Source organism: Streptomyces sp. NPDC001480 (assembly GCF_042894725.1).
In the GTDB taxonomy this organism is placed as follows: domain Bacteria; phylum Actinomycetota; class Actinomycetes; order Streptomycetales; family Streptomycetaceae; genus Streptomyces.
The window spans coordinates 125,393-152,105 of sequence record NZ_JBIAVX010000011.1; the positions used below are offsets into that span (position 1 = coordinate 125,393).

The window sequence follows — 26,713 nt, forward strand, 5'->3', positions numbered from 1 at the left end:
TACGGTTGGCACACAACGGCGCGGGGTGGAGCAGCTCGGTAGCTCGCTGGGCTCATAACCCAGAGGTCGCAGGTTCAAATCCTGTCCCCGCTACTGAAATCGAAGGCCCGGATCCAAAACTGGATCCGGGCCTTCGTGGTGTGCGGAGGCGGCGGCGAACGCATTTTCCGGTGCGCGGAGCCGCCGCGCCGCCGTGGGGAGTTCGGCGATCTGTGTTTGACTTGTCTCTCTGTGGGCATGTCGACAAAACGCTGAAGTGACCTCACGGGCTGCGGTATACCGGGTGTACCCCGGTTGTAGGTGGTGCGACGATGGACGTTATGGGGGACAAGGCATCTCTGTTGGAGACAGGGCCTTTTGTGCAGCCTGCTGACTTTGCGCAGGATGCCGACGTTGTGCTGCCCGCCGACCTCGTGCCGTCCGCCGACCGCGACGAGGCCGGTGAGGCCGCGGAGGAGGCGCGTCAGCGGCTCGCCGCTCAGGCCGGTGACGCCGAGGCGATGAGCGTCCTCGGAGCCATGCTGCTGCGCCGCGGCGACCTCGACGGCGCCGAACCCCATCTGCGTGCCGCCACGGCGGCCGGCGACCGGGCCGCCGCCAACAACCTCGGCGTCCTCCTGCACCAGCGGGGGTACGCCGACGAGGCCGCCGGATGGTGGCGGATCGCCGCCGTCGCCGGTTCCGCGGCGGCCGCGCACGCGCTGGGCCGGCACCACCGCGAGCGCGGGGACGAGCCCGCCGCCGAGTACTGGCTGCGCCAGTCCGCCGAACAGGGGCACGCACTGGGCGCGTACGCGCTCGCCGACCTGCTCGAGCACCGCGGGGACGAACCCGCCGCCGAGCAGTGGATGCGGGCCGCCGCCGAGCGCGGCCACCGGGAGGCCGCCTACCGGCTGGCGCGCGCACTCGACCGCAGAGCCGCGAACGAGGAGGAAACCGGCACCGACAACGCTGTCGAGGAGAGCGAGCAGTGGTACCGCCAGGCCGCCGCACGCGGGCACCGGCGGGCCGCGCTGCACCTCGGCGCGATCCTGGAGAAGCGGGGTGAGCTGAAGGAGGCCGGGCGCTGGTACCTGACCTCCGCCAAGGACGGTGAGGCGCGCGCCGCCTGCGCGCTCGGCTTCCTGCTGCGCGACGCCGGGGACACCGACAGCGCGGCCGTGTGGTGGCTCAGGGCCGCGCAGGACGGCGACGGCAACGCGGCCAACGCGCTCGGCGCGCTGCACGCCGAGCGCGGCGAGACGCAGACCGCCGAACGGTGGTACCGGGCGGCGACGGACGCCGGTGACGACAACGGCGCCTACAACCTCGCCCTGCTCTGCGCCGAGCAGGGAAGGACCGCGCAGGCCGAGCAGTGGTACCGGCGGGCCGCGTACGCCGGGCACCGGGAGGCGGCGAACGCGCTCGCCATCCTGCTGTTGCAGGGCGGCGACACGACGGGCGCGGAGCCGTGGTTCTCCAAGGCGGCCGAGGCCGGGAGCGTGGACGCCGCGTTCAACCTGGGGATCCTGTACGCCGGGCGGGGCGAGGACGTCGTCGCGCTGGGCTGGTACGAGCGTGCGGCCGCCGCCGGGCACACGGAGGCGGCGCTCCAGGTCGGCATCGCGCGGCTGCGGGAGGGCGACGAGCAGGAGGCCGAGCGGCATCTGCGGTGCGCGGCGGGCGGCGGCAGCGCGGAGGCCGCGTACCGGCTGGCGACCGTGCTCGACGCGCGGCGGCCGGCCGAGCCGGCGCACGAGCTCGGTGAGGTCGTGCACGAGAAGACCGAGTGCGAGGAGTGGTACGAGCGGGCGGCGTGCCAGGGGCACCGGCGGGCGCAGGTGCGGGTCGGGATGCTGGCGGCGGCCCGGGGAGACGTGGTCGAGGCGGCGCGGTGGTACCGGGCGGCGGCGGAGGCCGGGTCGCGGAACGGGGCGTTCAATCTAGGGCTGCTGCTCGCCCGGGAGGGCAGTGAGCCCGAGGCGGCGGTGTGGTGGGAGCGGGCCGCGGACGCAGGGCACGGGCGGGCGGCGCTTCGGCTGGCCCTCGTCTACGCGCGTCGGGGCGAGCTGGCGGTCGGGCAGCGGTGGGCCGACCGGGCGGTGACGCTCGGGCCGGCGGAGGTCGCTGCGCGGGCGGCGCGGTTGCGGGACGCTTTGCGGGAGGAGTTGTCGGCGTAGCGCTCCGCTGGGGGGCGGGGGCGGGGGCGGGGGGCGGGGGCTGTGGTTGCCGCCGGATGTCTCGCCCCCGCCGCCCCTACCCATTCCCGTCGCATTCCCGTCCCCAGGGGCTGTGCCCCTCCAACCCCACCGGGGGCTGCGCCCCCTGGACCCCCGCGGGGCTGCGCCCCCTGCACCCCACCGGCGCTGCGCCCCCTGGACTCCGCTGGGCTGCGCCCCAGGCCACCGCCGGGCTGTGCCCGTGCACCCGGCCGGGGCCGCGCCCCCTACGTCCCTGCGGAGCTACGCGCCCACACCCCTGTGGGCTCGCTCCCTCTGAGCCCCGCAGGGCTGCGCCCCCATCCCCGACCGCCGTACAGACCGCCTGATCGAAAGCGATTTGCTTCCCGGCGCATCCTTCACGTAATGTCGGGTTCACCGACGCGGGGTGGAGCAGCTCGGTAGCTCGCTGGGCTCATAACCCAGAGGTCGCAGGTTCAAATCCTGTCCCCGCTACTGAAGGCCGAGGGCCGGAATCCAGGAATGGGTTCCGGCCCTCGGTGTTTGGCGTTTTGGCGTTCTCTGGGGGAGCGGGGGTGGCGCGAAGCCCCGGCGCCCCTTCAGGGGGCCGGGGCTTCGGGGTGGGGTCAGGCTGCCGCGCAGTTCGGGCAGACGCCGCGGTAGGTCACCTCGACGTCCGAGATCGTGAAGCCGAAGCGCTCCGAGTCGGGGAGGTCGGACAGCGGGTTGCCGATCGGGTGGACGTCCCGGATCGCGCCGCACCGGGCGCAGACCAGGTGCTGGTGCGGGCGGTGCGCGTTCGGGTCGTACCGCTTGGCCCGCTGGTCGGTGGAGACCTCGATCACCTCGCCGAGGGAGACCAGCTCGCCGAGGGTGTTGTAGACGGTCGCCCTGGAGATCTCGGGCAGCTTGGCGACAGCCCGGGCGTGGACCTCGTCGGCCGTCAGATGGACGTGTTCGCCGTCGAGGACCTCGGCCACGACGCGTCGCTGCGCGGTCATCCGCCATCCGCGTCCGCGCAGCCGTTCCAGAAGGTCGCTCATGCGAATCAGCTTAACAGCAAGAGGACCAGTTTCCGAACATGTGTGAGTTTGGAGCCTTGCTTGATTTGGATTTTGTCTAATGTAGGATCGAGGTTGATTGTTGATCAAGTTGTAGGGATGGGTAGACGTGACGCAGGGACCGCTCACGACGGAGACCGGTGCACCGGTGGCCGACAACCAGAACAGCGAGACCGCGGGTGCCGGCGGGCCGGTGCTCGTCCAGGACCAGCTCCTCCTGGAGAAGCTGGCCCACTTCAACCGCGAGCGCATTCCGGAGCGCGTGGTGCACGCCCGGGGCGCGGGCGCCTACGGCACCTTCACGGTGACCGCCGACGTCACCCCGTACACGCGCGCCGCGTTCCTCTCCGAGGTCGGCAAGCAGACCGAGGTCTTCCTGCGCTTCTCGACCGTGGCCGGCAGCCTGGGCGCCGCGGACGCGGTCCGTGACCCGCGTGGCTTCGCGCTGAAGTTCTACACCGAGGAGGGCAACTACGACCTCGTCGGCAACAACACCCCGGTGTTCTTCATCAAGGACGCCATCAAGTTCCCGGACTTCATCCACACGCAGAAGCGCGACCCGTACACCGGCTCGCAGGAGGCGGACAACGTCTGGGACTTCTGGGGGCTGTCCCCCGAGTCGACCCACCAGGTGACCTGGCTTTTCGGCGACCGCGGCATTCCGGCGTCCTACCGCCACATGGACGGCTTCGGCTCGCACACCTTCCAGTGGAACAACGAGACCGGGGAGGTCTTCTGGGTCAAGTACCACTTCAAGACCGACCAGGGGATCAGGAACCTGACCGCCGAGGAGGCCGCCAGGGTCGCCGGTGAGGACCCCGACTCCCACCAGCGCGACCTGCGCGAGGCCATCGAGCGCGGTGAGTACCCGAGCTGGACCGTCGGCGTGCAGATCATGCCCGCCGCCGAGGCCCGGACCTATCGCTTCAACCCCTTCGACCTGACCAAGGTGTGGCCGCACGCCGACTACCCGGTCGTCGAGATCGGCAAGCTGGAGCTGAACCGCAACCCGGAGAACATCTTCGCCGAGGTCGAGCAGTCGGTCTTCTCCCCGGCGCACTTCGTCCCCGGCATCGGCCCGTCCCCGGACAAGATGCTCCAGGGCCGCCTCTTCGCCTACGGCGACGCCCACCGCTACCGCGTCGGCATCAACGCCGGCCACCTGCCGGTGAACCGCCCGCACGCCACCGAGGCGCGCACCAACTCCCGTGACGGTCAGCTGTACGACGGCCGCCACAAGGGCGCCAGGAACTACGAGCCGAACAGCTTCGGGGGCCCCTTCCAGACGGACCGCCCGCTCTGGCAGCCGGTCCCCGTCTCCGGCGTCACCGGCGACCAGGCGGCCCCCGTGCATGCCGAGGACGACGACTTCGTCCAGGCGGGCAACCTCTACCGGCTGATGTCGGAGGGCGAGAAGGAGCGCTTGGTCAAGAACCTCGCGGGCGCCCTCGCGCAGGTCTCGCGGGACGACATCGCCGAGCGCGCGATCGACAACTTCCGCCGGGCCGGCGGTGACTTCGGCAAGCGGCTGGAGATCGCGGTCCAGGCCCTGCGCGGCTGACGGGCACCGACTGACGGGCCGGGTCCCTCGCGGGGCCCGGCCTGTCGGGCGTTCAGGCCGGTACGACGTGCGGCTGGGCCGGTGCCGGCACCCAGCAGCGGATGATGTCGCGGACCGAGACGATCCCGGCGGGCTCGCCGCGGTCGAGGACGATGAGGTGGCGGAAGCCGCCGTGGGCCATGGCGCGGGCGGCCTCCTCCAGGGTCCAGGTCGGGGCAGCGAAGACGACGTTGTTGGTGGTGTGGGCGTGGATGCGTTCCGTGTCCGGGTTCTGGCCGAGGCCCACGGAGTTGAGGATGTCCCGCTCGGTCAGGATCCCGATGCCGCCGGCATCCGGGTCGAGGACGATGGCGGCGCCGACCCGGCGGGCGGACATCAGGGCGGCGGCTTGGCGGAGCGTGTGGGCGGGGCCGACGGTGAGGACCACCGTGCTCATGGCGTCTCGGACGAGCATGGGATGGAGGCACCTCCAACAGATCCGGTGAACCCGTGAAGCACATCGTTCATCGATTCACAAGTTCACAACTGAGGGTGCCCTCAGCGTCCCAGGTAAAGGGCGGGTCAACAAGAGGGCGCGCGCAGCCAGTTGAGGGCGTGCGTGATCACCTCGTGCTGCTCAGTAGCGCTGGTTGAGGTACCCCAGCAACTCGTCGTGCAGCAGGCCGTTCGACGCGGCCGCATTGCCGCTGTGCGGGCCCGGGCGGCCGTCGAGGCCGGTGAAGGTGCCGCCGGCCTCGGTGACGATGATCGCGTTGGCGGCCATGTCCCACAGGGACAGCTCGGGCTCGGCGCAGAGGTCGACCGAGCCCTCGGCGACCATCATGTAGGGCCAGAAGTCGCCGTACGCGCGCGTGCGCCAGACCTCGCGGGTGAGGTCGAGGAAGCCGTTCAGGCTGCCCCGCTCCTCCCAGCCGCTGAGCGAGGAGTACGCGAAGGAGGCGTCGGCGAGCTTCGAGACGCGGGAGACGCGCAGGCGGGTGGCGGAGGTCAGGCTGCGGCCGGTGAAGGCGCCGTGGCCCTTCGCGGCCCACCAGCGGCGGCCGAGGGCGGGGGCGGAGACGAGGCCGACGACGGGCTGGTAGCCGCCCTCGGCCGCCTCCATCAGGGAGATGAGGGTGGCCCAGACGGGGACGCCGCGGACGTAGTTCTTGGTGCCGTCGATCGGGTCGATCACCCAGCGGCGGGGGCCGGTGCCCTCGATGCCGTACTCCTCGCCGAGGATCGCGTCCCTGGGGCGGGCGCGCTGGAGCTGGCCGCGGATGAGCTCTTCGGCGGCCCTGTCCGCCTCGCTCACCGGGGTCATGTCCGGCTTGGTCTCCACCTTGAGGTCGAGGGCCTTGAAGCGAGCCGTCGTCGCGGCGTCGGCCGCGTCCGCGAGGACGTGGGCGAGGCGGAGATCGTCGAGGTAGTCGGGCATGCAGGAACCGTATCCGGGTGACCTGGGGTGGGGCTACCGGGGGGCGGGGGGGTGTGCGCCGGGCCGGGGTGCGGAGAGGGCCGGTGGACACGCGCACGGTGGTTCGAAGGCGCCCCCCGGTGCCTTCGTGAACCCTTGACAGTGCCTGTGTGCGCGTCAAATCTGGGCGCAGAGCCGCTCGCCGAGGGAGGCGATGATGCCTGCAGCGCGGGAATCCCTACTGGACGCCGCCTACACGGCGCTTGCGCGACGGCCGTGGTCCGCCGTGCGGATGGTGGACGTGGCCGCGGCGGCCGGAGTGTCCCGGCAGACGCTGTACAACGAGTTCGGCAGCAAGGAAGGGCTGGCCAGAGCGCTGGTACGGAGAGAGGCCGACGAGTACGTCGCCGGGGTGGAACGGGCGCTCGCCGCGCACGCCGACCCGCGCGAGCGGCTCACCGCCACCGCCGAGTGGATGACGTCGGCCGCCCGGGACAACGCGCTGGTACGGGCCATGCTCACGGGCTGCTGGAGCGAGCGCCTGCCCGCGCCGACGCTGTCCGCCGTGCCGTCCTCCTCCGCCGTACCGGCGCAGCGCCGGGCGGACGGCCCGCTGCCCTCGCCCGGCGACTTCGTGCAGATCGTGCGGGACCGGGTGGTGACGGTGCTGACCGGTCCCGGCGCGGCCCCAAAGGACACCGCCGAGCTCGTCAGGTCCTGCGAACTGGCCGTACGGCTGGCCCTGTCCTGCGTGGCGGCTCCGCCGGGGGAGGGCGGGGTGGGGGAGTTGGTGCGGGCCGTCCTTCCGCGGCAGTCGGTGTGAGTGGTTACTTCAGCCAGCCCACCTTCGTGTAGTCGTCGTCCGCCAGTCCACCAGCGCCGAAGTTCGCGAGGTTCGAGCGGACGGCGAGGATCTGCGGGCGCTGGTAGAGCGGGATCGAGTGGCCGAGGGCCCAGATCCTGGCGTCTGCCTCGTTGTAGAGCTTGTTGGCGGCAGCCGTGTCGTTGGTCCGGCTCGCCTTCTCCAGCAGCGCGTCGACCTCCGGGGAGCCGACCGAGCCGTAGTTCTCGTAGAGGTTCTTGCCGGAGGTTTCGCGGTAGATCGGGTACGCCTCGGACCGGAACACCTGGTCGACCCAACGGAAGCTGGTGAGCTCGAAGTTGCCAATGGTGACGTACTTGGAGAAGTAGTCGTTGGCCGGCACCTTGTCGATGACCAGCTTGATGCCCGCCTGGCCGAGCTGCGCCTGCACCAGCTCCGCCTGGTCCACCTGGGCCGAGGTGGAGCCCGAGCTGAGCGTGTAGTGCAGGGTGAGCTGTTTGCCGCCCTTGACCCGGTTCTCGCCCTGGAGTTTCCATCCCGCCGCGTCCAGCAGCTCGCCCGCCTTCTTCAGGTCGTACGTGCCGTAGGTACCGGAGTTGTCCTGGTAGCCCGCCTGGTTGGGCATGAAGAAGTGGCTGCCGTAGGTCTTGAGCCTGACCGGGAGGTCCTTGCCGAAGGCGGTGGCGATGGCCTTGCGGTCGATGGCGTGCTGGAGGGCCTGGCGGACCCGGACGTCCTTGAGCGGGCCGCGCGCGCCGTTGAACTCGATGTGCACCTCGTCCCAGCGGGCGCCGACGCGGATGTCGGTGCCGGCCGCCTTCGCGAGCCGCTTGTAGTCCTCGGGGAGGAGCGCGGAGGCGTAGTCGATCTCCTTGTTGAGATAGGCGTCCGTCCAGGCCGTGTAGTCGAGGGCGCGGAAGACGATCGAGTCCAGCTTGGGCTTGGTGCCCCACCAGTCGGGGTCCGGGACCGCGGTGATCGTCTGAGCCGTCTTGTCGTACGAGGAGATCTTGAAGGCGGCACCGGTGATCGGGATCTTCTCCGTCCAGCCCTTGTTGAACTTCTCCGGCGTGTCGATCCCGGCGGCCGGCAGGAGGGGGTCGAACAGTCGCTTCCAGTCGGCGTACGGCTTGCCGAAGGTGACCTTGACCTGGTGGGCGTCGGCCCCCTGCTCGACCTTGGTGATCTGGTCGTAGCCGGAGGTGTTGGCGGCCTCGTAGTCCTTGTCCTTGCCGTTCAGGGCCCTCCAGACTGCCTGGAAGTCGCGCCAGCTCAGCGACTTGCCGTCGGACCACTTCGCCTTGGGGTTCAGTTTGTAGACGACCGTCTGCGGACTGGTCGAGGTCACCTCGGCGGACAGCAGGAAGTCCTTGTCCGGGTGCGACTGGCCCTGGGCGTCCGCGTTGAACAGGCTGGGTTCGACGAGCTCGTTGATGTCCGCCGCGTCGCCCTGGTTGCCGTTGGCGGTGTAGCGGTTGTAGTCCGCGATCCACTGGGAGATCGGCAGCTTGAGGGTGCCGCCCTGCCTGATGTCGCCGAGGGGATGCGCGTTGATCTCCTGGCTGCCGGCCGGGGCCGCGCTTCTCTGCGCCGCGGGTCTGCCGTCGTCGGCGGAGCCGCAGCCGGTCACCAGCAACGCGGCGGCCGCGGTGGCGGCGGTCCAGGCTGCGGCGGGGGTCTGGCGCATGTCGATGTCCTTCGTGGGGGCGGGCGGAGGTGCCGGATGCGCCGAACGTAGAACGGCTCACGACCATCGGGGGAGAGGTCCTGATGGGCTGTCATGTTCTCTTCATGATGTGGCAACAAGGCGCCTGGACCATTTCCTCTGTGCTTGCCTACCTGGCCAAACGCCTCGGCTACTACGCCGTGTTGCTCGTGGCCGCCGTCTGCCTCTCCTATCTGCTGGCCTCCTTGGCACTCGACCCGCGCGAGTACTACGCGGCCCGGCAGCCGCCCGTCTCCCCGGCCGCGGTGAACCACCACCTCACCGAGATCGGAGTCAACGACCATGAACCGCTCCTCACCCGCTTCCTGCGGTGGGCCGGGCACGCGGTGCGCGGCGATGCCGGGCAGACGATCGACGGCAGGTCGGTGAACGCCGAGTTCGGGCGGCGGCTCGGGGTGAGCCTGCGACTGCTGCTCGCCGGCACGCTCCTCGGCACGGTCGTGGGCGTCCTGGCCGGCGCGTGGACAGCCGTACGGCAGTACCGTTTCAGCGACCGGGCGGTCACCATCACGTCCTTCGCCCTCCTGTCGACCCCCGTGTTCCTGCTGGCGATCCTGCTCAAAACCGGTGCGATCTGGTTCAACCAGACGACCGGGACGGATCTGATCCAGTTCACGGGCGAGAAGAGCCCCGGAGTGGACGGCGGCTTCTGGACGGTTCTCAGGGACCGGTCGGTACACCTGCTGCTGCCCACCCTGTCCGTCGCGCTCTTCGCGGTGGCGAGCTACAGCCGCTACCAGCGCAGCACCATGCTCGACGTACTCGGCTCCGACTACCTGCGCACCGCGCGCGCCAAAGGGCTCGGGCGGTGGACGGTGCTGCTGAAGCACGGCCTGCGTACGGCGCTCATACCGATGTCGACCTACTTCTCCTACGGCTTCCTCGCGCTGTTCACGGGGGCCACCTTCACGGAGACGATCTTCGGCTGGCACGGGATGGGGGAGTGGTTCGTGGACTCGATCTGGAAGAACGACGTGAACTCGGTCGTCGCCGTCAACATCTTCGCCGCCGTCACCGTGCTGGCCTCCGGCTTCCTCGCCGACCTCCTGCACGCCGCCCTCGACCCGCGCATCAGGCAGGCGTCATGACCGCCACGATTCCCGAAGCCGTCGACGTCAGCGAAGCCCCCGCACCCGCCGGCCGCGCCGGTGTCGTGCTGCGCCGCTTCGTCCGCAACCGCACCGCCCTCGCCGGGGCCGTCGTCCTCGTGCTGCTCTTCCTGCTGGCCTTCGCCGGGCCGTACGTCACCCCGTGGTCGTACAGTCACATCGACTACACCGCCCTGCGCGCCGCGCCCGGCGCCGACCACTGGTGGGGCACCAACCGGATCGGTCAGGACGTGTTCGCGCAGACCGTGCGCGGGCTTCAGAAGTCGCTGGTCATCGGGTTGCTCGTGGCTGTGCTGTCCACCGGGCTCGCCTCGCTGGTCGGGGCCTCGGCGGGCTATTTCGGCGGCTGGACGGACCGGCTGCTGATGTTCTTCGTCGACCTGCTGCTGGTCTTCCCGTCCTTCCTGATCATCGCGATCGTCTCGCCCCGGCTGCGTTCGGGGGGCTGGTTCGCCTTCGTCGGACTGCTCGCCGTGTTCGGGTGGATGATCACGGCCCGGGTGGTGCGGTCGATGACCCTCTCGCTCAAGGAGCGCGAGTTCGTGCGGGCGGCGCGGTACATGGGCGTGGGACCTTTCCGGATCATCTGGCGGCACGTGCTGCCCAACGTCGCCTCCTTCCTCATCATCGACGCCACCATTCAGGTCGGCGGCGCGGTGATGAGCGAGACCGCGCTGTCCTACTTCGGCTTCGGCGTGCAGCCGCCCGACGTGTCCCTGGGCACGCTCATCGCCTCGGGGACGGGCGCGGCGGTGACGTACCCGTGGATGTTCTTCTTCGCGGCCGGGCTGCTGGTCGTGTTCGTGCTGGCCGTGAACCTGGTGGGCGACGGGCTGCGGGACGCCCTGGACCCCACCTCGAAGGGTGCCTCCCGATGAGCCCGTTGCTGGAAGTGACCGGTCTGGACGTCGACTTCGACGGCAGACCCGCGGTCCGCTCGGTGAACCTCGCCCTCGAACGCGGCCAGGTCCTCGGGCTGGTCGGCGAGTCCGGCTCCGGCAAGTCCGCGACCGCGCTCGCCCTCCTCGGGCTGCTGCCGGGCAACGCGTCGGTACGCGGGTCCGTACGGCTCGACGGCACCGAACTCCTCGGCGCACCCGAGCGGGAGCTGACCCGGATCCGGGGCCGCCGTGTCTCGATGGTCTTCCAGGACCCGCTGTCCGCGTTCACGCCCGTGTACCGGATCGGCGACCAGATCGCCGAGGCCGTCCGCGCCCACCAGGACGTCTCCCGGGAGCAGGCGTCCACCCGCGCCGTCGAACTGCTCGACCTCGTCGGCATCCCCGAACCCGCCCTGCGGGCCAGGGCGTTCCCGCACGAGTTCTCCGGCGGCATGCGCCAGCGCGCCATGATCGCCATGGCGATGGCCAACGCACCCGACCTGATCCTGGCGGACGAACCGACCACCGCCCTGGACGTCACCATCCAGGCCCAGGTCCTCGACGTCCTGCGCACCGCCCAGCGCGAGACCGGCGCCGCGGTGCTGCTGGTCAGCCACGACCTCGGGGTGATCGCCCGGACGGCCGACCGGGTCGCCGTCATGCACGAGGGCCGGGTCGTCGAGTCGGGCACCGCGGTGGAGGTCTTCCGGCACCCGAAGGAGCCGTACACCCAGCGGCTCCTGGCGGCCGTCCCCCGCCTCGACACCCCGCGCCGGACGCAACGGGCCACCGGGGAGCCGGTGGTGCGGGTGCGCGGGCTCACCCGCACCTTCCCCGTCCTCAAGGGCACCGCTTTCAAACGCCGCGTCGGCACGGTGTACGCCGTCGACGGCGTCGACCTCGACGTCCGGCGGGGCGAGACCCTCGCCCTGGTCGGCGAGTCCGGGTCCGGGAAGTCGACCACCCTCTTCGAACTGCTCGAACTGGCCGCTCCGGAAGGCGGATCCGTCGAACTGTTCGGGCAGCGCCTCGGGACGCTCACCAAGGCTCAGGTCAAGGCGTTGCGGCGGCGGATCCAGATCGTCTTCCAGGACCCGATGGCCTCCCTCGACCCGCGGCTGACCGTCGGGGACATCGTCGCCGAGCCGCTGCGCACCCAGGGCGCCGACCGGGCCACGATCGCCCGCCGGGTGCCCGAACTGCTCGCCCGGGTAGGCCTCGACCCGGCGCGCGCGGACCGCTTCCCGCACGAGTTCTCCGGCGGCCAGCGCCAGCGCGTCGGCATCGCCCGCGCCCTGTCCGTCGAGCCGGAACTGCTCGTCCTGGACGAGCCGGTCTCCGCCCTCGACGTCTCGGTCCAGGCCGGGGTGCTGGAGTTGCTCCAGCGGTTGAAGGAGGAACTGGGGCTGGCCTACCTCTTCGTCTCCCACGACCTGTCCGTCGTCCGGAACATCGCGGACCGCGTCAGCGTGGTCTACCTCGGCCGCACGGTCGAGGCCGGCCCGGTCGACGAGGTCTTCGCCCGCCCCCGGCACCCCTACACCCAGGCCCTGCTGTCCGCGGTACCCCTGCCCGACCCGGAGCGGGAGCGGCGGCGGACGCGGATCCTGCTCGCCGGCGACCCGCCGAGCCCCACCCGCCGCCACGACGGCTGCCGGTTCCGGACCCGCTGCCCGCTGTACGCGCAGCTCGCGGAGGAGGAGCGGAAGCGGTGCGCCCACGACGTTCCGGTGCTGGACGCGGACAGAGACGGAGACGGCGGCGACGGCGGCGGAGACGGCGGCGGCGACGGGGCGGCCTGCCACTTCCCGCGGGTACGGGAGGTCCTCTAGGCGGCTTCGGCCCGCAGCTTCTCGGCCCGTCGCCGGGGGTCGTAGTTCGGGCCGACGCCCTCGATGAGCAGCAGGTCGCCCACGATGTGGTCGGTCCGCAGCCGGAGGATCGCCTGGTAGGCGGGGGAGGCGTACCAGGCGCGCGCCTCGGCCAGCCCGGGGAACTCGATCAGCACCATGCTGCCCGTCCAGTCGCCCTCCACCACCTCGGCCGGCGGGCCGTGGATGACGAAACGCCCGTGGAAGGGGTCGAGGGTGCCCTGGATGCGCTCCAAGTACTCCAGCACGTCCGGGTGATGACGACGGTCGCGCAGATGCGCGAAGCCATAGGCGGCCACGGCACGCTCCTTCGCTCGCTCGCGCACGCCCCCCGCGGGACGGCGTACCGAACGTAGCGACGAGGGCCCGTACCCGGCGATTACCTCCGAGGTAAGGCCGGATGTCCGGTACTAGTGGGCCGAGCCGGACAGCTGAAGGCCGATCACGCCGGCGATGACCATGCTGATGGAGACGATCTTCAGGGTGGAGACCAGGTCACCGAGGAAGACCATGCCGTAGATCGCGGTGCCCGCCGCGCCGATACCGGTCCACACCGCGTAGGCCGGGCCCACGTCCAGCTTCTTCAGGGAGAGGGTGAGCAGGCCGAAGCTGCCGAGGGCGAAGCAGCAGAAGGCGACCGTGGGCCACAGCCGGGTGAAACCGTGGGAGAGCTTGAGGCACACGGCGAAGCCGGTCTCGAGCATTCCGGCCACGATGACCAGCAGCCACGCCATGTGCTGTCCTCCCGTTGGTCCGGCTCGGTGCGATTATGCACTTACCGGACTCGGGTCCCTCCAAACAACGCGGCGTCAGTCGCCTTCCGTGCGCTCACGGGTGGCCAGCAGCCTGCGCAGCGAGTACAGCCGTGCCGGGTCGGCGTGGCCCTCGGCCACCCAGGCGTCCAGCGCGCAGTCCGGCTCGTCGTGGCTGCACGCGCGCGGGCAGCCCTCCGTGCCGGGTTCGAGGTCCGGGAAGGCGTGGATGACGCGGGACGGGTCGATGTGCGCGAGGCCGAAGGACCGTACCCCCGGCGTGTCGATCACCCAGCCCCCCGCGGCGTCCAGGGGCAGGGCGAGGGCCGACGTGGTGGTGTGGCGGCCACGGCCCGTCACCGCGTTCACATGGCCCGTCGTGCGGCGGCGGTCCTCCGGGACCAGTGCGTTGACGAGGGTCGTCTTGCCGACGCCCGAGTGGCCGACGAAGGCCGTGATCCGACCGTCCAGCTGCTCCCGCACCCGCTCGGCCGCGCCGCCGTCCGCCAGCTCCTCGCGGCTGGTGACGACGTAGGGGATGTCCAGGGCGCCGTACAGCTCCAGCAGCTTGTCCGGCGGTGCCAGGTCCGACTTGGTCATCACCAGGAGGGGTTCCAGGCCGCCGTCGTAGGCCGCGACCAGGCAGCGGTCGATCAGCCGCGGGCGCGGCTCGGGGTCCGCCAGGGCCGTGACGATGGCCAGCTGGTCGGCGTTGGCGACCACCACCCGCTCGTACGGGTCGTCGTCGTCCGCGGTGCGGCGCAGGACCGAGGCGCGCTCCTCGATGCGCACGATACGGGCGAGCGTGTCCTTCTTCCCGGAGAGGTCACCGACGAGCGCCACGCGGTCGCCCACCACGGCGGCCTTGCGGCCCAGCTCGCGGGCCTTCATCGCCATGACGATACGGCCGTCGACGAGGCAGGTCAGACGGCCCCGGTCGACGGTGAGGACCATGCCCTCGGCCGCGTCCTCGTGCTTGGGCCGGATGTGGGTGCGGGGTCGGTTGCCCTTGCGGTTGGGGCGGCTGCGGATGTCGTCCTCGTCGGTGTGCTTGCCGTAGCGGCGCATGGCGGTGATCCCCTACGCCCTGTCGCTCCCGAGCATCCCGGTCCACAGCTCGGGGAAGTCGGGCAGGGTCTTCGCCGTGGTCGCCACGTTCTCGATCAGCACGCCGTCGACCGCCAGGCCGATGATCGCACCGGCCGTCGCCATGCGGTGGTCCTCGTACGTGTGGAAGGTCCCCCCGTGCAGCGGGCGCGGCCGGATGTGCAGGCCGTCGGCCGTCTCGGTGACGTCACCGCCCAGCTCGTTGATCTCCTTGGTCAGCGCGGCCAGCCGGTCCGTCTCGTGCAGCCGCAGATGGGCCACGCCCCGCAGCGTCGAGGGGGAGTCGGCGAGCGCGGCGACCGCGGCGATGCCCGGGGTCAGCTCGCCGACGTCGCCCAGGTCCACGTCGACACCGTGGATCGAGCCGGAGCCGGTGAAGACCAGGCCGTACTCGGTCAGCTCGCAGGAACCGCCCATCTCGGTGAAGATCTCGCGCAGCCGGTCACCCGGCTGGGTGGTCCTGGCCGGCCAGTCCGGGATCAGCACCTTGCCGCCGGTGACCAGCGCCGCCGCCAGGAACGGCTGGGCGTTGGACAGATCCGGCTCGACGGTCAGGTCACGGCCGAGCAGCGCGCCCGGGGTCACCCGCCACACGTTCGGCTCACCGCCCGACTCCGGGGTGTCCACCTGGGCGCCGACCGCGCGCAGCATGTCGACCGTCATCCGGATGTGCGGCATGGAGGGCAGCGTCGCGCCGGTGTGGCGGACCTCGACGCCCTGGTTGAACCGGGGGCCGGACAGCAGCAGCGCCGACACGAACTGGGACGAGGACGAGGCGTCGACCGACACCGGACCGCCGTCCAGCGCGCCGCCGCCGTGCACGGTCAGCGGCAGCGCACCCCGGCCGTCGTCGTCGATCCGGGCGCCGAGCACGCGCAGCGCGTCGATCACGCCGTTCAGGGGACGCTCGTACGACCTGGGGTCGCCGTCGAAGCGGACCGGGCCGTCGGCCAGCGCGGCCACCGGCGGCAGGAAGCGCATGACGGTGCCGGCGTTGCCGACGTCGACCGTGGCCGGGCCGTGCAGGCCCGTCGGGAGCACACGCCAGGCCTCGCCCGTGCCGTCCGGGCCTACGCCTTCCTCGATCTCCACGCCCATCGCGCGCAGGGCGCCGGCCATCAGCAGCGTGTCGCGGGAGCGCAGCGGGCGGCGCAGCCAGCCGGGCTCGGAGGCGAGGGCGGCGAGCACCAGGGCGCGGTTGGTGACCGACTTGGACCCGGGCACGTGGACCGTCGCGTCGACGGCTCCGCTCGCGTGCGGGGCGGGCCAGAGGGCGGTGTGGGCGTCGTTCGGGGCCATGGGCCCCACTTTAGTGGTGGACGGTGCGGGGCGTTGCGCGGCAGCGGGCCCGTCGGGGCTGGTCGCGCGAGGCTCAGACTTCCAGCAGCCAGCGGCCGCCGCCGATCAGCGAGCACAGCGACACCACGTGGAACAGGAACAGCCACAGGCCCGCCGGGACGTGCGTGAGCCGGGACAACTGGTCCGCGTCGGAGTCGCCCGCGCCGCCGCGCGACCGCTTCGCCTGGAGCTCGAACGCCGGGCGGACGCCGCCGAAGAGCAGGAACCACACCACCGCGTAGGCGAACGCGGCCTGCACCTGGGGACCGGCCAGCCAGGAGACCAGCAGGAAGGCACCGCCCGCCAGCACCACCGTCAACACGCCGTACGCGTTGCGGATCATCACCAGCATCGCCACCAGGAGCGCGGTCGCCAGCCACAGCAGCAGCGTGATCCGCCCGGCGGCCAGCAGGGCGGCGCCACCCAGGCCCAGCAGCGGGGGAGCGGTGTAACCGGAGGCGGCGGTGAGGATCATGCCGATGCCGTACGGCTTGCCCCGGCTGAGGGTGAGGCCGCTGGTGTCGGAGTGCAGCCGTATGCCGGTGAGCTGGCGGCCGGAGAGCAGCGCGACGAGCCCGTGGCCGCCCTCGTGGGCGATGGTGATCGCGTTGCGGGAGACGCGCCACACGGTGTGCGGGACGACCACCGCGAGCGCCGCGCCCAGGGTGGCGAGCACCACCCACAGATCGGGGTCCGGCTGGGTCCCCATGAGGCGGTCCCAGACGTCGGGCAGCGCGGTGGCGGCGGTGCTCTCCATGTTCGGCGGTTGCTCCCTCTTGCTGTGCGGAGTCTGGCAGTGTGGCACGTATGTGCGGACGGTATGCGGCGAGTCGTAGGCCCGAGGATCTCGCGGGAATCTTTGAAGTCGAGAAGTGGGAGCCCGAGGAGACCTTGGAGCCGGATTACAACGTGGCTCCGACCAAGGAGGTCTACGCGGTCCTGGACCGTCCTGTGAAGGACGCCGAGACCCCGCGCCCGGTTCGCCAGCTGCGCAAGCTCAAGTGGGGTCTGGTCCCCTCCTGGGCCAAGTCGCCCGAGGGCGGCGCGCGGATGATCAACGCGCGGGCGGAGACCGTGCACGAGAAGCCGTCCTACCGCCGCGCCTTCGCCGCCCGGCGCTGCATCCTGCCCGCCGACGGCTACTACGAGTGGGTCACCGGCAGTCAGGAGCGGGACCTGGAGGTCGAGGGGAAGAAGAAGCGGCCGCGCAAGCAGCCGTACTTCGTGCTGCCCGCCGACGGGTCGGTCTTCGCGATGGCCGGGCTGTACGAGTTCTGGCGGGACCGGACGCTGCCGGACGATCACCCGCAGGCCTGGTGGGTCACGTGCTCGGTGATCACCACGGAGGCGGAGAGCACGCCGCTGGCCGTCGCGCCCGCGGAGGGGCCGCATTCGCTGGCAGAGATTCATCCCCGGATGCCGCTGATGCTCACGGCGGATCGGTGGGACGCGTGGCTGGACCCGTCCCGTACCGATGTCGAGGATCTGCGGTCGCTGCTGGTGCCGCCGCCTGCGGGGCTCATGCGGGCGTATCCCGTTTCGACTGCCGTCAGCAATGTGCGGAACAACGGGGCTGACCTGTTGAAGGAGCTGGAGGGGCCGGAGGTGGGCACGCTGTTCTGAGCGGGGTTCGGGGGTGCGCGGGGTTGGCGCTGGGGCGGGGGTCGCGCAGCCCGGCGCTTGCGGGGTGCCTCCCCCACTCTCGGCTTCGCTCGAGCGGGGGGACCCCCACCGCCCACCCGTGCCGCCTGGGGGTCCCCCCAGGCCCTCAAGGCCCCTTGAGGCACTGGGGGAGGCACGACTGCCCGCAGCTAGGTCGGCAGGGAACTGCCCGCAGCTAGGCTGGAGATCGTGACCCGTACCGAGATCGTCGACACCGATGCCGGGGCCGCCCGTATCACCTGGCACCCGGCCAGGAAGCCGAGGCTCGTCCTGGCCGTCAGCCACGGTGCCGGAGGTGGTGTCGAGGCGCGGGATCTTCAGGCGCTTGCCGGGGTGTTGCCTGGGCACGGGGTGACATTGGCGCTGGTCGAGCAGCCGTGGCGGGTGGCGGGGAAGAAGGTGGCGCCCGCGCCCAAGACGCTGGATGCCGGGTGGCGCGGGGTCTGGCCCGTGATCGGCAAGCAGGGGCTGCCGGTGGTTTCCGGCGGGCGGAGTGCGGGGGCGCGGGTCGCCTGCCGTACGGCCGGAGAGCTGGGGGCCCACGCCGTTCTCGCGCTCAGCTTCCCCCTGCACCCGCCGGGCAGGCCCGAGAAGTCCCGCGCCGACGAACTGCTGGGCGCCGGGGTGCCGACGCTCGTCGTGCAGGGCGGCAACGATCCGTTCGGTAGGCCGGAGGAGTTCCCGGACGGGACGGACATCGTCGAGGTGCCGCACGGCGATCACGGTTTCGCCGTGCCCAAACGCGCGGAGATCACCCAGGAACGGGCACTGGAGGTCGTCACCGACGCGGTCGTCCAGTGGACCGCGTCACTCGGCTGACCGCCGGGAATGCTCGGCAGCGCGGCGCTGTTGTGGCGGACGGAAGTGCTGAACCACCAGCACGGATGTCGTAGGAGAGGAAGTCCGCCGCATGGGTTCGACCTTCTGCCCGAGCCGCAGCAGCCGTACTGACCTGGACTGGACAGTGCTGCACGCGGCCAAGACCGCTCCTATTCGAGCGGCGGCAGGCACCGGTCGTCGTCTATCCTCCGAATCGAGTGGGTCCGGTTTCGGCCTCACGCGCGATCTTGAGGAGGTGGGTCCGGTCACTGGGACGGACGCAGGGACCGACAACGGCCAGGCGGAGCTGCCCGAGGGCCAGGGCGCCGGTGCGGAGTCGACCGTGGAGCGCAGCGCGCGCTTCGAACGGGACGCGCTCGAATTCCTCGACCAGATGTACTCGGCCGCCCTGCGCATGACGCGCAACCCGGCCGACGCCGAGGACCTGGTGCAGGAGACGTACGCGAAGGCGTACGCGTCCTTCCACCAGTTCCGCGAGGGCACCAACCTCAAGGCGTGGCTGTACCGGATCCTCACGAACACCTTCATCAACTCGTACCGCAAGAAGCAGCGCGAGCCCCAGCGCAGCGCGGCCGAGGAGATCGAGGACTGGCAGCTCGCCCGTGCCGAGTCGCACATGTCGACCGGTCTGCGCTCCGCCGAGTCGCAGGCGCTCGACCACCTCCCCGACTCGGACGTGAAGGAAGCGTTGCAGGCGATCCCCGAGGAATTCCGCATCGCCGTCTACCTCGCAGACGTAGAGGGCTTTGCGTACAAGGAGATCGCGGACATCATGGGGACACCCATCGGTACGGTGATGTCCCGGCTGCACCGGGGCCGCCGTCAGCTGCGCGGCATGCTCGAGGACTACGCCCGCGAGCGTGGGCTGGTCCCGGCCGGCGCCGGGGAGTCGAACGAAGCGAAAGGCTCGGGCTCATGAGCTGCGGAGAGCCGCACGAGACGGACTGCAGTGAGGTCCTGGACCATCTGTACGAGTTCCTCGACAGTGAGATGCCGGACGTCGATCGTGACAAGTTCAAGCAGCACTTCCAGGAGTGCTCGCCGTGCCTGGAGAAGTACGGCCTGGAAGAGGCCGTGAAGAAGCTGGTCAAGCGGTGCTGCGGGCATGACGACGTGCCGACCGACCTGCGCGCCAAGGTCCTGGGGCGGCTCGACCTGATCCGCTCCGGCCAGACGGTGCCCGAGCACGACGTGACGGCCGCGCCGGTCACATCCCAGGAGTCCTGACCCTCGGGTCATCACCCGAACGTGCTAATCCTCGGGTCATAGGCCCTCGAACCCCCCGACTACCGCCCTAGGCTCCGAACGCCTGGCAGGGCTGGTCGGGGGAGGGGTCATGGAGGCGGTTCCGGCACGGGTACGCGGCTATGTGGCCGGTGTCGCCCTGCTCGCGCTGCTGTGTCCGCTGCCGCTGCCCGCGCTCCACACCCCCTGGTGGGCGGTCGCCCTGCTCGCCGGGCTGTACACGGCCTGCGAGCACGCCGTACGGCGCCGTTTCCCGGGCACGTTCCAGCCCGTCTACCCCGTTCTGCTCGCCGGGGCGTTCCTGCTGCCCCCGGCCGCCGCCGCGCTCGTACCGCTGCCGGGCGCGCTGCTGTCCCACGTGGGCCGGCGGCCCGCGACCGCGCGGCGGATCTGGCGGGCCGCCCGGCTGGCGCTCGCCGTGTGGGGTGCGGCCCAGGTGCACTGGGCGCTGGGCGGCCAGGCCGCGGTCGTCGCCTCCGACTTCCCGTACGCCCTGCTGCCCGCCGTGGCCGCCGTGCCGGCCTTCTGCCTGGTGCTGGCCGCCCTCGACGGCGGGATGCTCGCCGTCGAGGGCCGGGTGCCGGCGCGCCGGGCCTGGCGAGGGCTGCTGTCGCGGTCCCTGGCGCCGACCGGGGTGCACGGGCTGGCCGGGCTGATGATGGCCGTGCTGTGGCGCAGCCCGTACGGGCCGGTCGCCGCGCTGCTCGTGCTGCTGCCGATGTGCGTGTCCTGGTGGGTGTTCGCCCAGTACCACCGGGAGCGCGCCGCCCACCAGGCGACCATCCGCGCACTGGTGCAGGCCGTCGACATCAAGGACGGCTACACCCGCGGGCACAGCGAGCGCGTCGGACAGGCGTCCGTGCTGATCGCCCGCGAACTGGGCATGGACGACGAGCGGGTCGAGGTGCTGCGCTTCGCCGGGATCCTGCACGACGTCGGCAAACTCGGCGTGCCCACGCGGCTGCTCCGCAAGGACGGACCGCTCACCCCCGAGGAGCGGCGGGTCATCGAACTGCACCCCGAGTACGGCCACGAGATGGTGCGCGGCATCTCCTTCCTCGGCGAGGCGCGCGCGGCGATCCTGCACCACCACGAGCGCATGGACGGCACCGGATACCCCTACGGCCTGGTGGGCGGCCAGATCCCCGAGTGCGCCCGGGTCGTCGCCGTCGCGGACGCCTTCGACGCGATGACGTCCACCCGGTCCTACCGCAGGGCCCGGCCCGTACCGGCCGCCCTGGAGGAGCTCCAGCGGTGCGCGGGGGCGCAGTTCGACCCCCGGATGGTCACCGCGCTGGCTCGGGCCCTGGGGCGGCACGGCTGGTGTCCCGCGGTCACCGCCGACGAGCCGGAGTGCGCCACGGCACCACCCGAAGCCGTCGCGGGGCGGACCGGAGCGCGGCGATGACCGCCCTGCGCCTCATCCACGCCTGTGCCGCCCTCGTCGCCGGTGCCGCCCTCGCCGACACCCTCTGGACCGGCCTGGACGAACGCGGTGCCGCCCTCGCCTTCGGCGTCCTCGTCACGGTCGGCGAACTCATCCGGTGGACCGGAGCCAAGGTCAGGGAGGCCGCGCCGATCGGCGCCGCCGGGGCGCTGGCGTACGCGCTGCTCGGGGAGGACGCGGGACACGCCACCCGGCACGACGCGCCCCAGGTCGTCGCCGTCGTCCTCGCCGCCTCCCTGCTGGGCAGCGTGCCGCACATCTGGAGCGGGCGGACCCGGACCCTCGACCACCTGGCCCGCCGCGTCCTCACCGTCGGCTTCGCCGCCGTCTGCTTCCAACCGCTCTACAGCCGGGGCGTGTTCGAGAGCTGGGGCGGGCCGGCCTATGCGCTGCTGCTGATCGCGCTGCTCTCCCTCACCGCGCTGTGCGACGCCCTGCTGGCCGCCGCGCTGGCGCACTCCCGCAGCCGCTGGCCGTTCGGCCCGCTCCTCAGGGACGAGCTGCGGGGACTCGTCGGGATCGGGTCCGCCGTGTGCGCGACCGGGGCGGTGATCGCGCTCGCCATCGCCGTCGCGGGTCTGTGGGCGCTGCCCGTCTTCTGCCTGCCGCTGCTGCTCACCCAGCAGTCGCTGCGCCGGTACGCGGCCGTGCGCGCCACCTACCGGCAGACCATCGCCTCCCTCGCGCGGGCCACCGAGATAGCCGGCTACACCCCGGCCGGGCACGCCCACCGGGTCGCCGCGCTCAGCCGGGCCGTCGGCCGGGACCTGGGACTCACGCGGCCGGAGCTGACCGTACTGGAGTACGCGGCCCTCATGCACGACATCGGCCAGCTCAGCCTCGTCGACCCGGTGCCGGCCGGGGCCACCGCGGTGCTGCCCGCCGAGGAGCAGCGGCGCATAGCACTGCTCGGCGGGGCCGTCGTACGGCAGACCGGGGTGAACGCGGCGGTCGCCGTGGTCGTGGAGCGGCAGGCCGACCCCTATCCGGAGCAGCCGCTCGCCGCACGGATCGTCCGGGCCGTGAACGCCTACGAGGAGAAGACCCGGGACGCCGGGCCCGGCGGGCCGCTGAAGGCGCTGGAGGAGCTGCGGCTCGGCACGGCCGGGGAGTACGCGCCCGAGGTCGTGGAGTCCCTCGCGCGGGTGCTGTGGCACCAGCGCGGCGGCGGGAGCCTGTCTGACCGTCCCGCGGGCTGGGTAACCCATGGGTAATGAGCGCCCTGGCCTGCGTACGTGGTTGGATGCGAGGGAGAGGGTGTCCGGGGGCACAAGCCAGCCCACTGTGCGGAACTGGAACTGGCAGGCGGGAATCGTGAGGATCTTCGGCAAGGGACGGCACCGGCCCTCCGCCTCCTGGCGGCAGGCCACCGACCGGGCGTTTACGCTGATCGGGGACGGCAGGTACGAGGACGCGGGCGAGCTGCTGACGCGCGCCGCCGACCTGGAGCCCTGGCTGTCGGAGTCCTGGTTCAACCTCGCCCTGCTGCACAAGTTCCGGCACGACTGGGAACAGGCGCGGGCGGCGGGCCTCAGGGCCGTGGCGCTGCTCGAGAAGGAGACCGGGGCGCCCGACTGGTGGAACGTGGGCATCGCCGCCACCGCCCTCCAGGACTGGCCGCTGGCGCGCCGGGCCTGGCAGGCCTACGGGCTGAAGGTGCCGGGAGGGGCCACCGCCTCCGGGGAGCCGCTGGGGATGGACCTGGGCAGCGCGGCCGTACGGCTGTCGCCGGAGGGTGAGGCCGAGGTCGTGTGGGGCCGCAGGCTCGATCCGGCGCGGATCGAGGTGCTGTCGATTCCGCTTCCCTCGTCCGGGCGGCGCTGGGGCGAGGTCGTGCTCCACGACGGTGTGCCGCACGGTGAGCGGACCACGGCCGCCGGGCACGCCTACCCCGTCTTCGACGAGATCGAGCTGTGGGCGCCCTCGCCGGTGCCCACCTGGGTGGTGCTCCTGGAGGCCGCCACCGAGGCCGACCGGGACGCCCTGGAGCAGCTCGCCGCCGACGCCGGGTTCGCGGCGGAGGACTGGTCGTCGTCCGTGCGGCTGCTGTGCCGGATGTGCTCCGAGTCCCGGATGCCGTCCGACGAGGGCGACGGTGTCCACCTGGACCCCCACGACCACAGCGAGCCGGGGCACCCGGGCCCGCTGGGCCACCGGACCGACGGGCAGCTGTGGGTGCCGGAGCGGGAGTGTGGCGTCGCGGCGCCCGCCGCACTGGTGAGGGGACTGCTGGACGGCTGGGTGGCGGACAGCCCGGACTCGCGTGACTGGCGGGATCTGGAAGAGGTCTGCTGAGCGTTCGCCGTACCCTGTATCAGCACCACACCTGTGGTGTGCACCCCAGTTTTTCCGAGGAAGGCGTACGTCGGTCATGGCCCAGCAGGACACCGATCAGCAGCACGCGGGCGTGCTCCCCGTCGACGAGGAGGGCTTCGTCGTCGACACGGAGGACTGCGAGGAGCGCGAGACCGCCTGGCGTGAGCGCGGCACCTCGCGGCCGATCACGGTCGTCGGCAACCCGGTGCTGCACAAGGAGTGCAAGGACGTCACCGAGTTCGGCGAGGAGCTCGATCAGCTGGTCGCCGACATGTTCGCCAGCCAGCGCACCGCCGAGGGCGTGGGCCTGGCCGCCAACCAGATCGGCGTCGACCTGAAGGTCTTCGTCTACGACTGCCAGGACGACGAGGGCGTGCGGCACGTCGGCGTGGTCTGCAACCCGAAGCTCGTCGACCTGCCCGCCGACAAGCGCCGGCTGGACGACAGCAACGAGGGCTGCCTGTCCGTCCCGACCGCGTACGCGCCGCTCGCGCGCCCCGACTACGCCGAGGTCACCGGGCAGGACGAGAAGGGCAACCCGGTCAAGGTACGGGGCACCGGCTACTTCGCTCGCTGTTTGCAGCACGAGACCGACCACCTGTACGGCTACCTCTACATCGACCGTCTCTCCAAGCGTGAACGCAAGGACGCGCTGCGGCAGATGGCCGAGAACGAGCCACGCTACCCCGTGGTCGCCAACGACTGAGCCCCCGCTCCGCGCGTGCGGGGACCGTACGGGAGCAGCGACGACGCCCGGTCAGGATCCGTCCCGACCGGGCGTCGTTCGTTTGTTCGTCGCATGATTCCCGGCATCTTGGGGTGGTGAGTGGGGCAAATCCGTTCCCAGAGCGGTCAGTTGTGGTGCTGAATGGAAGTGCGGGGATACGCAACGGCGCACGCCCGGCACAGCGGGAGGGGCGTGCGTAACTGGCGGCTGAGAGGGGTTTGTTCGTGCATGCTTTCCCACGCGGCACCACATCGACACCGACGGCGGTCGCGGTTCCGCCGTCGCTCGCCCTTCCGGTGATCGAGGACGCGTTTCCCCGGAACCTGCACCCGTATTGGCCAAAGCTTCAGGAGAAGACCCGCCTGTGGCTGCTCGAAAAACGGCTCATGCCGGCGGACAAGGTGGAGGAATATGCCGACGGACTGTGCTACACCGACCTCATGGCCGGGTACTACCTCGGCGCGCCCGACGAGGTGCTCCAGGCCATAGCCGACTACAGCGCGTGGTTCTTCGTCTGGGACGACCGCCACGACCGTGACATCGTGCACGGCCGCGCGGGCGACTGGCGGCGGCTCAGGTTCCGCCTGCACACGGCCCTCGACTCACCCGGGCACCAACTGCGCCACCCGGACCCTCTGGTGGCAGGCTTCGCGGACAGCGTGCTGCGGCTGTACTCCTTCCTGCCGGGCACCACGTGGAACGCGCGGTTCGCCCGGCACTTCCACGCGGTGATCGAGGCGTACGACCAGGAGTTCCGCAACCGCACGAAGGGACACGTCCCCGAGGTCGAGGAATACCTCGCCCTCAGGCGCCAGACATTCGCCCACCGGATATGGACGGACCTGCTGGAGCCGAGCGCGGGACTCGAACTCCCGGACGCCGTGCGGAAACATCCGGCATACCGGCGACCGGCCCTGCTGAGCCAGGAATTCGCCGCGTGGTACAACGACCTCTGCTCACTGCCGAAGGAGATAGCGGGCGACGAGGTGCACAATCTCGGAATCAGCCTGATCACCCATCAGGAACTCACCCTGGAAGAGGCGGTCGGGGAAATCAGGCTGCGCGTCGAGCAATGCGTCGACGAATTCCTGGAGGCGGAGCGGACCGCCTTGCGGTTCGCCGACGACCTCGACGACGGCACGGTGCCGGGAAAGGAACTCGGCGCGGCCGTACGGGCCTGCCTCGGCAATATGCGGAACTGGTTCAGCTCCGTCTACTGGTTCCACCACGAGTCCGGCCGGTACATGGTCGACAGCTGGGACGACCGGTCCACGCCCCCGTACGTCAACAACGAAGCGGCAGGTGAGAAATGACCGTCGAATCCGTGCGACCCCTGACGTCCGACGCCCCGGAGCTGCGGGACCCGCCCCTCGCCGGGGGCGGCGTCCCGGTCCTCGGCCACGGCTGGCAGCTGGTCCGCGACCCGCTGGCCTTCATGTCGGGGCTGCGCGACCACGGCGACGTCGTGCGCCTCAGGCTCGGCCCCAAGACGGTGTACGCCGTCACCACGCCGGAGCTCACCGGCGCGCTGGCGCTCAGCCCCGACTACATCATCGCCGGACCGCTGTGGGAGTCCCTGGAGGACCTGCTCGGCAAGGAGGGCGTGGCCACCGCCAACGGCTCCCTGCACCGCCGCCAGCGGCGCATCATCCAGCCCGCCTTCCGCCTCGACGCGATCCCCGCCTACGGTCCGGTCATGGAGCAGGAGGCGCACGCGCTGAACGAACGCTGGCAACCCGGCGAGACCCTCGACTGCACCTCCGAGTCCTTCCGCGTCGCCGTGCGCATCTCGGCCCGCTGCCTGCTGCGCGGCGAGTACATGGACGAGCGGGCCGAGCGGCTGTGCGTCGCCCTCGCCACCGTCTTCCGTGGCATGTACCGCCGGATGGTCGTCCCGCTCGGACCGCTCTACCGGCTGCCGCTGCCGGCCAACCGGGAATTCAACCGGGCACTGGCCGATTTGCATCTCCTGGTCGACGAGATCGTCGCCGAACGCAGGGCATCTGGTCAAAAGCCGGACGATTTGCTGACGGCATTGCTGGAGGCGAAGGACGACAATGGCGACCCCATCGGAGAACAGGAGATCCACGATCAGGTGGTCGCCATACTCACCCCCGGAAGCGAAACAGTCGCCTCCACGATCATGTGGCTCCTCCAGGTCCTCGCCGAACACCCGGAACACGCCGCCAGGGTGCGCGCCGAGGTCGAATCCGTGACGGGCGGCCGGCCCGTCGGATTCGACGACGTGCGGCGGCTGACCCACACGAACAATCTCGTCGTCGAGGCCATGCGTTTGCGCCCCGCTGTATGGATATTGACGCGGCGGGCGGTGACCGACACCGCTCTGGGCGGCTATCGCATTCCGGCGGGGGCGGACATCGTGTACAGCCCGTACGCGATCCAGCGCGACCCGCGTTCCTACCCGGACCACCTCGGGTTCGACCCCGACCGCTGGCTGCCGGAGCGGGTCAAGGACGTGCCCAAGCACGCGATGAGCCCGTTCAGCGTCGGCAACCGCAAGTGCCCCAGCGACCACTTCTCGATGGCGCAGCTGACCCTGATCACCGCGGCGGTGTCGGCGAAGTACCGCTTCGAGCAGGTCAGCGGGTCGAACGACGCGACCCGGGTGGGCATCACGCTCCGCCCGCACCGGCTACTGGTCAAGCCCGTTCAGTGGTGACGCGCCCCGTGT

25 protein-coding genes and 2 tRNA genes are annotated in these 26,713 nt (G+C 71.3%); 18 read left to right on the plus strand and 9 right to left on the minus strand.

Features of this window, described 5'->3' with window-relative positions; all coding sequences use genetic code 11:
• Positions 1-19 precede the first annotated feature (19 nt).
• From ACFY01_RS27185 to ACFY01_RS27195, 3 genes are all read left to right on the plus strand, one after another.
• A tRNA-Met gene (locus ACFY01_RS27185) sits at positions 20-93 on the plus strand.
• Between the two features lie 218 nt (positions 94-311).
• Complete coding sequence (locus tag ACFY01_RS27190) at positions 312-2,159, plus strand: tetratricopeptide repeat protein (protein ID WP_390738354.1); 1,848 nt, start codon at positions 312-314, stop codon at positions 2,157-2,159.
• Positions 2,160-2,580: 421 nt separating this feature from the next.
• Positions 2,581-2,654 (plus strand) — tRNA-Met (locus tag ACFY01_RS27195).
• Positions 2,655-2,785: 131 nt separating this feature from the next.
• Here ACFY01_RS27195 and ACFY01_RS27200 read toward each other — a convergent pair.
• Positions 2,786-3,202, minus strand: a complete 417-nt coding sequence (locus ACFY01_RS27200) for a Fur family transcriptional regulator (RefSeq protein ID WP_390738355.1) — start codon at positions 3,200-3,202, stop codon at positions 2,786-2,788.
• Positions 3,203-3,329: 127 nt separating this feature from the next.
• Between ACFY01_RS27200 and ACFY01_RS27205 the strand changes: the two genes are divergently transcribed.
• A complete protein-coding gene (locus tag ACFY01_RS27205) occupies positions 3,330-4,781 on the plus strand; it encodes a catalase (protein ID WP_390738356.1) in 1,452 nt (483 codons plus the stop codon).
• Positions 4,782-4,833: 52 nt separating this feature from the next.
• Here ACFY01_RS27205 and ACFY01_RS27210 read toward each other — a convergent pair whose 3' ends face one another.
• Complete coding sequence (locus ACFY01_RS27210; protein ID WP_390738357.1) at positions 4,834-5,235, minus strand: cyclic nucleotide-binding/CBS domain-containing protein; 402 nt, start codon at positions 5,233-5,235, stop codon at positions 4,834-4,836.
• Positions 5,236-5,397: 162 nt separating this feature from the next.
• Entirely contained in the window at positions 5,398-6,198 is an 801-nt protein-coding gene (gene hisN / locus ACFY01_RS27215) for a histidinol-phosphatase (RefSeq protein ID WP_390738358.1), read from the minus strand.
• A 196-nt stretch (positions 6,199-6,394) separates the two neighbouring features.
• Between hisN and ACFY01_RS27220 the strand changes: the two genes are divergently transcribed.
• On the plus strand, positions 6,395-7,000 hold the full coding sequence (locus ACFY01_RS27220; protein ID WP_390738570.1) for a TetR/AcrR family transcriptional regulator: 606 nt from the start codon (positions 6,395-6,397) through the stop codon (positions 6,998-7,000).
• Positions 7,001-7,004: 4 nt separating this feature from the next.
• Here ACFY01_RS27220 and ACFY01_RS27225 read toward each other — a convergent pair whose 3' ends face one another.
• The gene (locus ACFY01_RS27225; RefSeq protein WP_390738359.1) at positions 7,005-8,687 is read right to left on the minus strand and encodes an ABC transporter family substrate-binding protein; all 1,683 of its coding nucleotides are present in this window, start codon (positions 8,685-8,687) and stop codon (positions 7,005-7,007) included.
• Between the two features lie 140 nt (positions 8,688-8,827).
• Between ACFY01_RS27225 and ACFY01_RS27230 the strand changes: the two genes are divergently transcribed.
• The 3 genes from ACFY01_RS27230 to ACFY01_RS27240 are packed head-to-tail and all read left to right on the plus strand — an operon-like array spanning position 8,828 to position 12,548.
• On the plus strand, positions 8,828-9,814 hold the full coding sequence (locus ACFY01_RS27230; protein WP_390738360.1) for an ABC transporter permease: 987 nt from the start codon (positions 8,828-8,830) through the stop codon (positions 9,812-9,814).
• Positions 9,811-10,713: an ABC transporter permease gene (locus tag ACFY01_RS27235; RefSeq protein ID WP_390738361.1), complete on the plus strand. Its 903-nt coding sequence runs from the start codon at positions 9,811-9,813 to the stop codon at positions 10,711-10,713. Before ACFY01_RS27230 ends, ACFY01_RS27235 begins: the two co-directional genes overlap by 4 nt.
• Entirely contained in the window at positions 10,710-12,548 is a 1,839-nt protein-coding gene (locus tag ACFY01_RS27240) for a dipeptide ABC transporter ATP-binding protein (RefSeq protein ID WP_390738362.1), read from the plus strand. The genes ACFY01_RS27235 and ACFY01_RS27240 overlap by 4 nt, the downstream gene beginning before the upstream one ends.
• Here the strand turns inward: ACFY01_RS27240 and ACFY01_RS27245 are convergent.
• From ACFY01_RS27245 to ACFY01_RS27265, 5 genes are all read right to left on the minus strand, one after another.
• A complete protein-coding gene (locus tag ACFY01_RS27245; protein WP_390738363.1) occupies positions 12,545-12,886 on the minus strand; it encodes a DUF1330 domain-containing protein in 342 nt (113 codons plus the stop codon). The two genes, ACFY01_RS27240 and ACFY01_RS27245, sit on opposite strands and share 4 nt — an antisense overlap.
• 111 nt (positions 12,887-12,997) lie before the next feature.
• Positions 12,998-13,321 (minus strand): DMT family transporter, encoded by a 324-nt coding sequence (locus ACFY01_RS27250; RefSeq protein WP_390738364.1) that lies wholly within the window; start codon positions 13,319-13,321, stop codon positions 12,998-13,000.
• A 75-nt stretch (positions 13,322-13,396) separates the two neighbouring features.
• Positions 13,397-14,407, minus strand: coding sequence for a ribosome small subunit-dependent GTPase A (gene rsgA, locus ACFY01_RS27255; RefSeq protein ID WP_390738365.1), 1,011 nt, complete (start codon positions 14,405-14,407; stop codon positions 13,397-13,399).
• Positions 14,408-14,419: 12 nt separating this feature from the next.
• Positions 14,420-15,745, minus strand: coding sequence for a 3-phosphoshikimate 1-carboxyvinyltransferase (gene aroA, locus ACFY01_RS27260; protein ID WP_390738366.1), 1,326 nt, complete (start codon positions 15,743-15,745; stop codon positions 14,420-14,422).
• A gap of 73 nt (positions 15,746-15,818) precedes the next feature.
• On the minus strand, positions 15,819-16,541 hold the full coding sequence (locus tag ACFY01_RS27265; RefSeq protein ID WP_390738367.1) for a M50 family metallopeptidase: 723 nt from the start codon (positions 16,539-16,541) through the stop codon (positions 15,819-15,821).
• A 50-nt stretch (positions 16,542-16,591) separates the two neighbouring features.
• Here ACFY01_RS27265 and ACFY01_RS27270 point away from each other — a divergent pair, with 50 nt between their 5' ends.
• The 10 genes from ACFY01_RS27270 to ACFY01_RS27315 all read left to right on the plus strand — a co-directional run bounded on the left by ACFY01_RS27270 (position 16,592) and on the right by ACFY01_RS27315 (position 26,701).
• The gene (locus tag ACFY01_RS27270; protein ID WP_390738368.1) at positions 16,592-17,407 is read left to right on the plus strand and encodes an SOS response-associated peptidase; all 816 of its coding nucleotides are present in this window, start codon (positions 16,592-16,594) and stop codon (positions 17,405-17,407) included.
• A gap of 228 nt (positions 17,408-17,635) precedes the next feature.
• Positions 17,636-18,265, plus strand: a complete 630-nt coding sequence (locus ACFY01_RS27275) for an alpha/beta family hydrolase (protein WP_390738369.1) — start codon at positions 17,636-17,638, stop codon at positions 18,263-18,265.
• A 256-nt stretch (positions 18,266-18,521) separates the two neighbouring features.
• Positions 18,522-19,205 carry an RNA polymerase sigma factor SigR gene (gene sigR, locus ACFY01_RS27280; RefSeq protein WP_207927702.1) on the plus strand — a complete coding sequence of 228 codons (684 nt, stop codon included), beginning with the start codon at positions 18,522-18,524 and terminating at the stop codon, positions 19,203-19,205.
• Positions 19,202-19,513 (plus strand): mycothiol system anti-sigma-R factor, encoded by a 312-nt coding sequence (gene rsrA / locus ACFY01_RS27285; RefSeq protein WP_390738370.1) that lies wholly within the window; start codon positions 19,202-19,204, stop codon positions 19,511-19,513. The genes sigR and rsrA overlap by 4 nt, the downstream gene beginning before the upstream one ends.
• 109 nt (positions 19,514-19,622) lie before the next feature.
• Positions 19,623-20,939: an HD-GYP domain-containing protein gene (locus ACFY01_RS27290; protein ID WP_390738371.1), complete on the plus strand. Its 1,317-nt coding sequence runs from the start codon at positions 19,623-19,625 to the stop codon at positions 20,937-20,939.
• On the plus strand, positions 20,936-22,192 hold the full coding sequence (locus ACFY01_RS27295) for an HD-GYP domain-containing protein (protein WP_390738372.1): 1,257 nt from the start codon (positions 20,936-20,938) through the stop codon (positions 22,190-22,192). The genes ACFY01_RS27290 and ACFY01_RS27295 overlap by 4 nt, the downstream gene beginning before the upstream one ends.
• A 100-nt stretch (positions 22,193-22,292) precedes the next feature.
• Entirely contained in the window at positions 22,293-23,273 is a 981-nt protein-coding gene (locus ACFY01_RS27300) for a tetratricopeptide repeat protein (RefSeq protein WP_390738373.1), read from the plus strand.
• Between the two features lie 76 nt (positions 23,274-23,349).
• Positions 23,350-24,000 carry a peptide deformylase gene (gene def, locus ACFY01_RS27305; protein WP_390738374.1) on the plus strand — a complete coding sequence of 217 codons (651 nt, stop codon included), beginning with the start codon at positions 23,350-23,352 and terminating at the stop codon, positions 23,998-24,000.
• Between the two features lie 245 nt (positions 24,001-24,245).
• Complete coding sequence (cyc1, locus tag ACFY01_RS27310; protein WP_390738375.1) at positions 24,246-25,334, plus strand: epi-isozizaene synthase; 1,089 nt, start codon at positions 24,246-24,248, stop codon at positions 25,332-25,334.
• Positions 25,331-26,701 (plus strand): cytochrome P450, encoded by a 1,371-nt coding sequence (locus ACFY01_RS27315; RefSeq protein WP_390738376.1) that lies wholly within the window; start codon positions 25,331-25,333, stop codon positions 26,699-26,701. The genes cyc1 and ACFY01_RS27315 overlap by 4 nt, the downstream gene beginning before the upstream one ends.
• Positions 26,702-26,713: the final 12 nt, after the last annotated feature.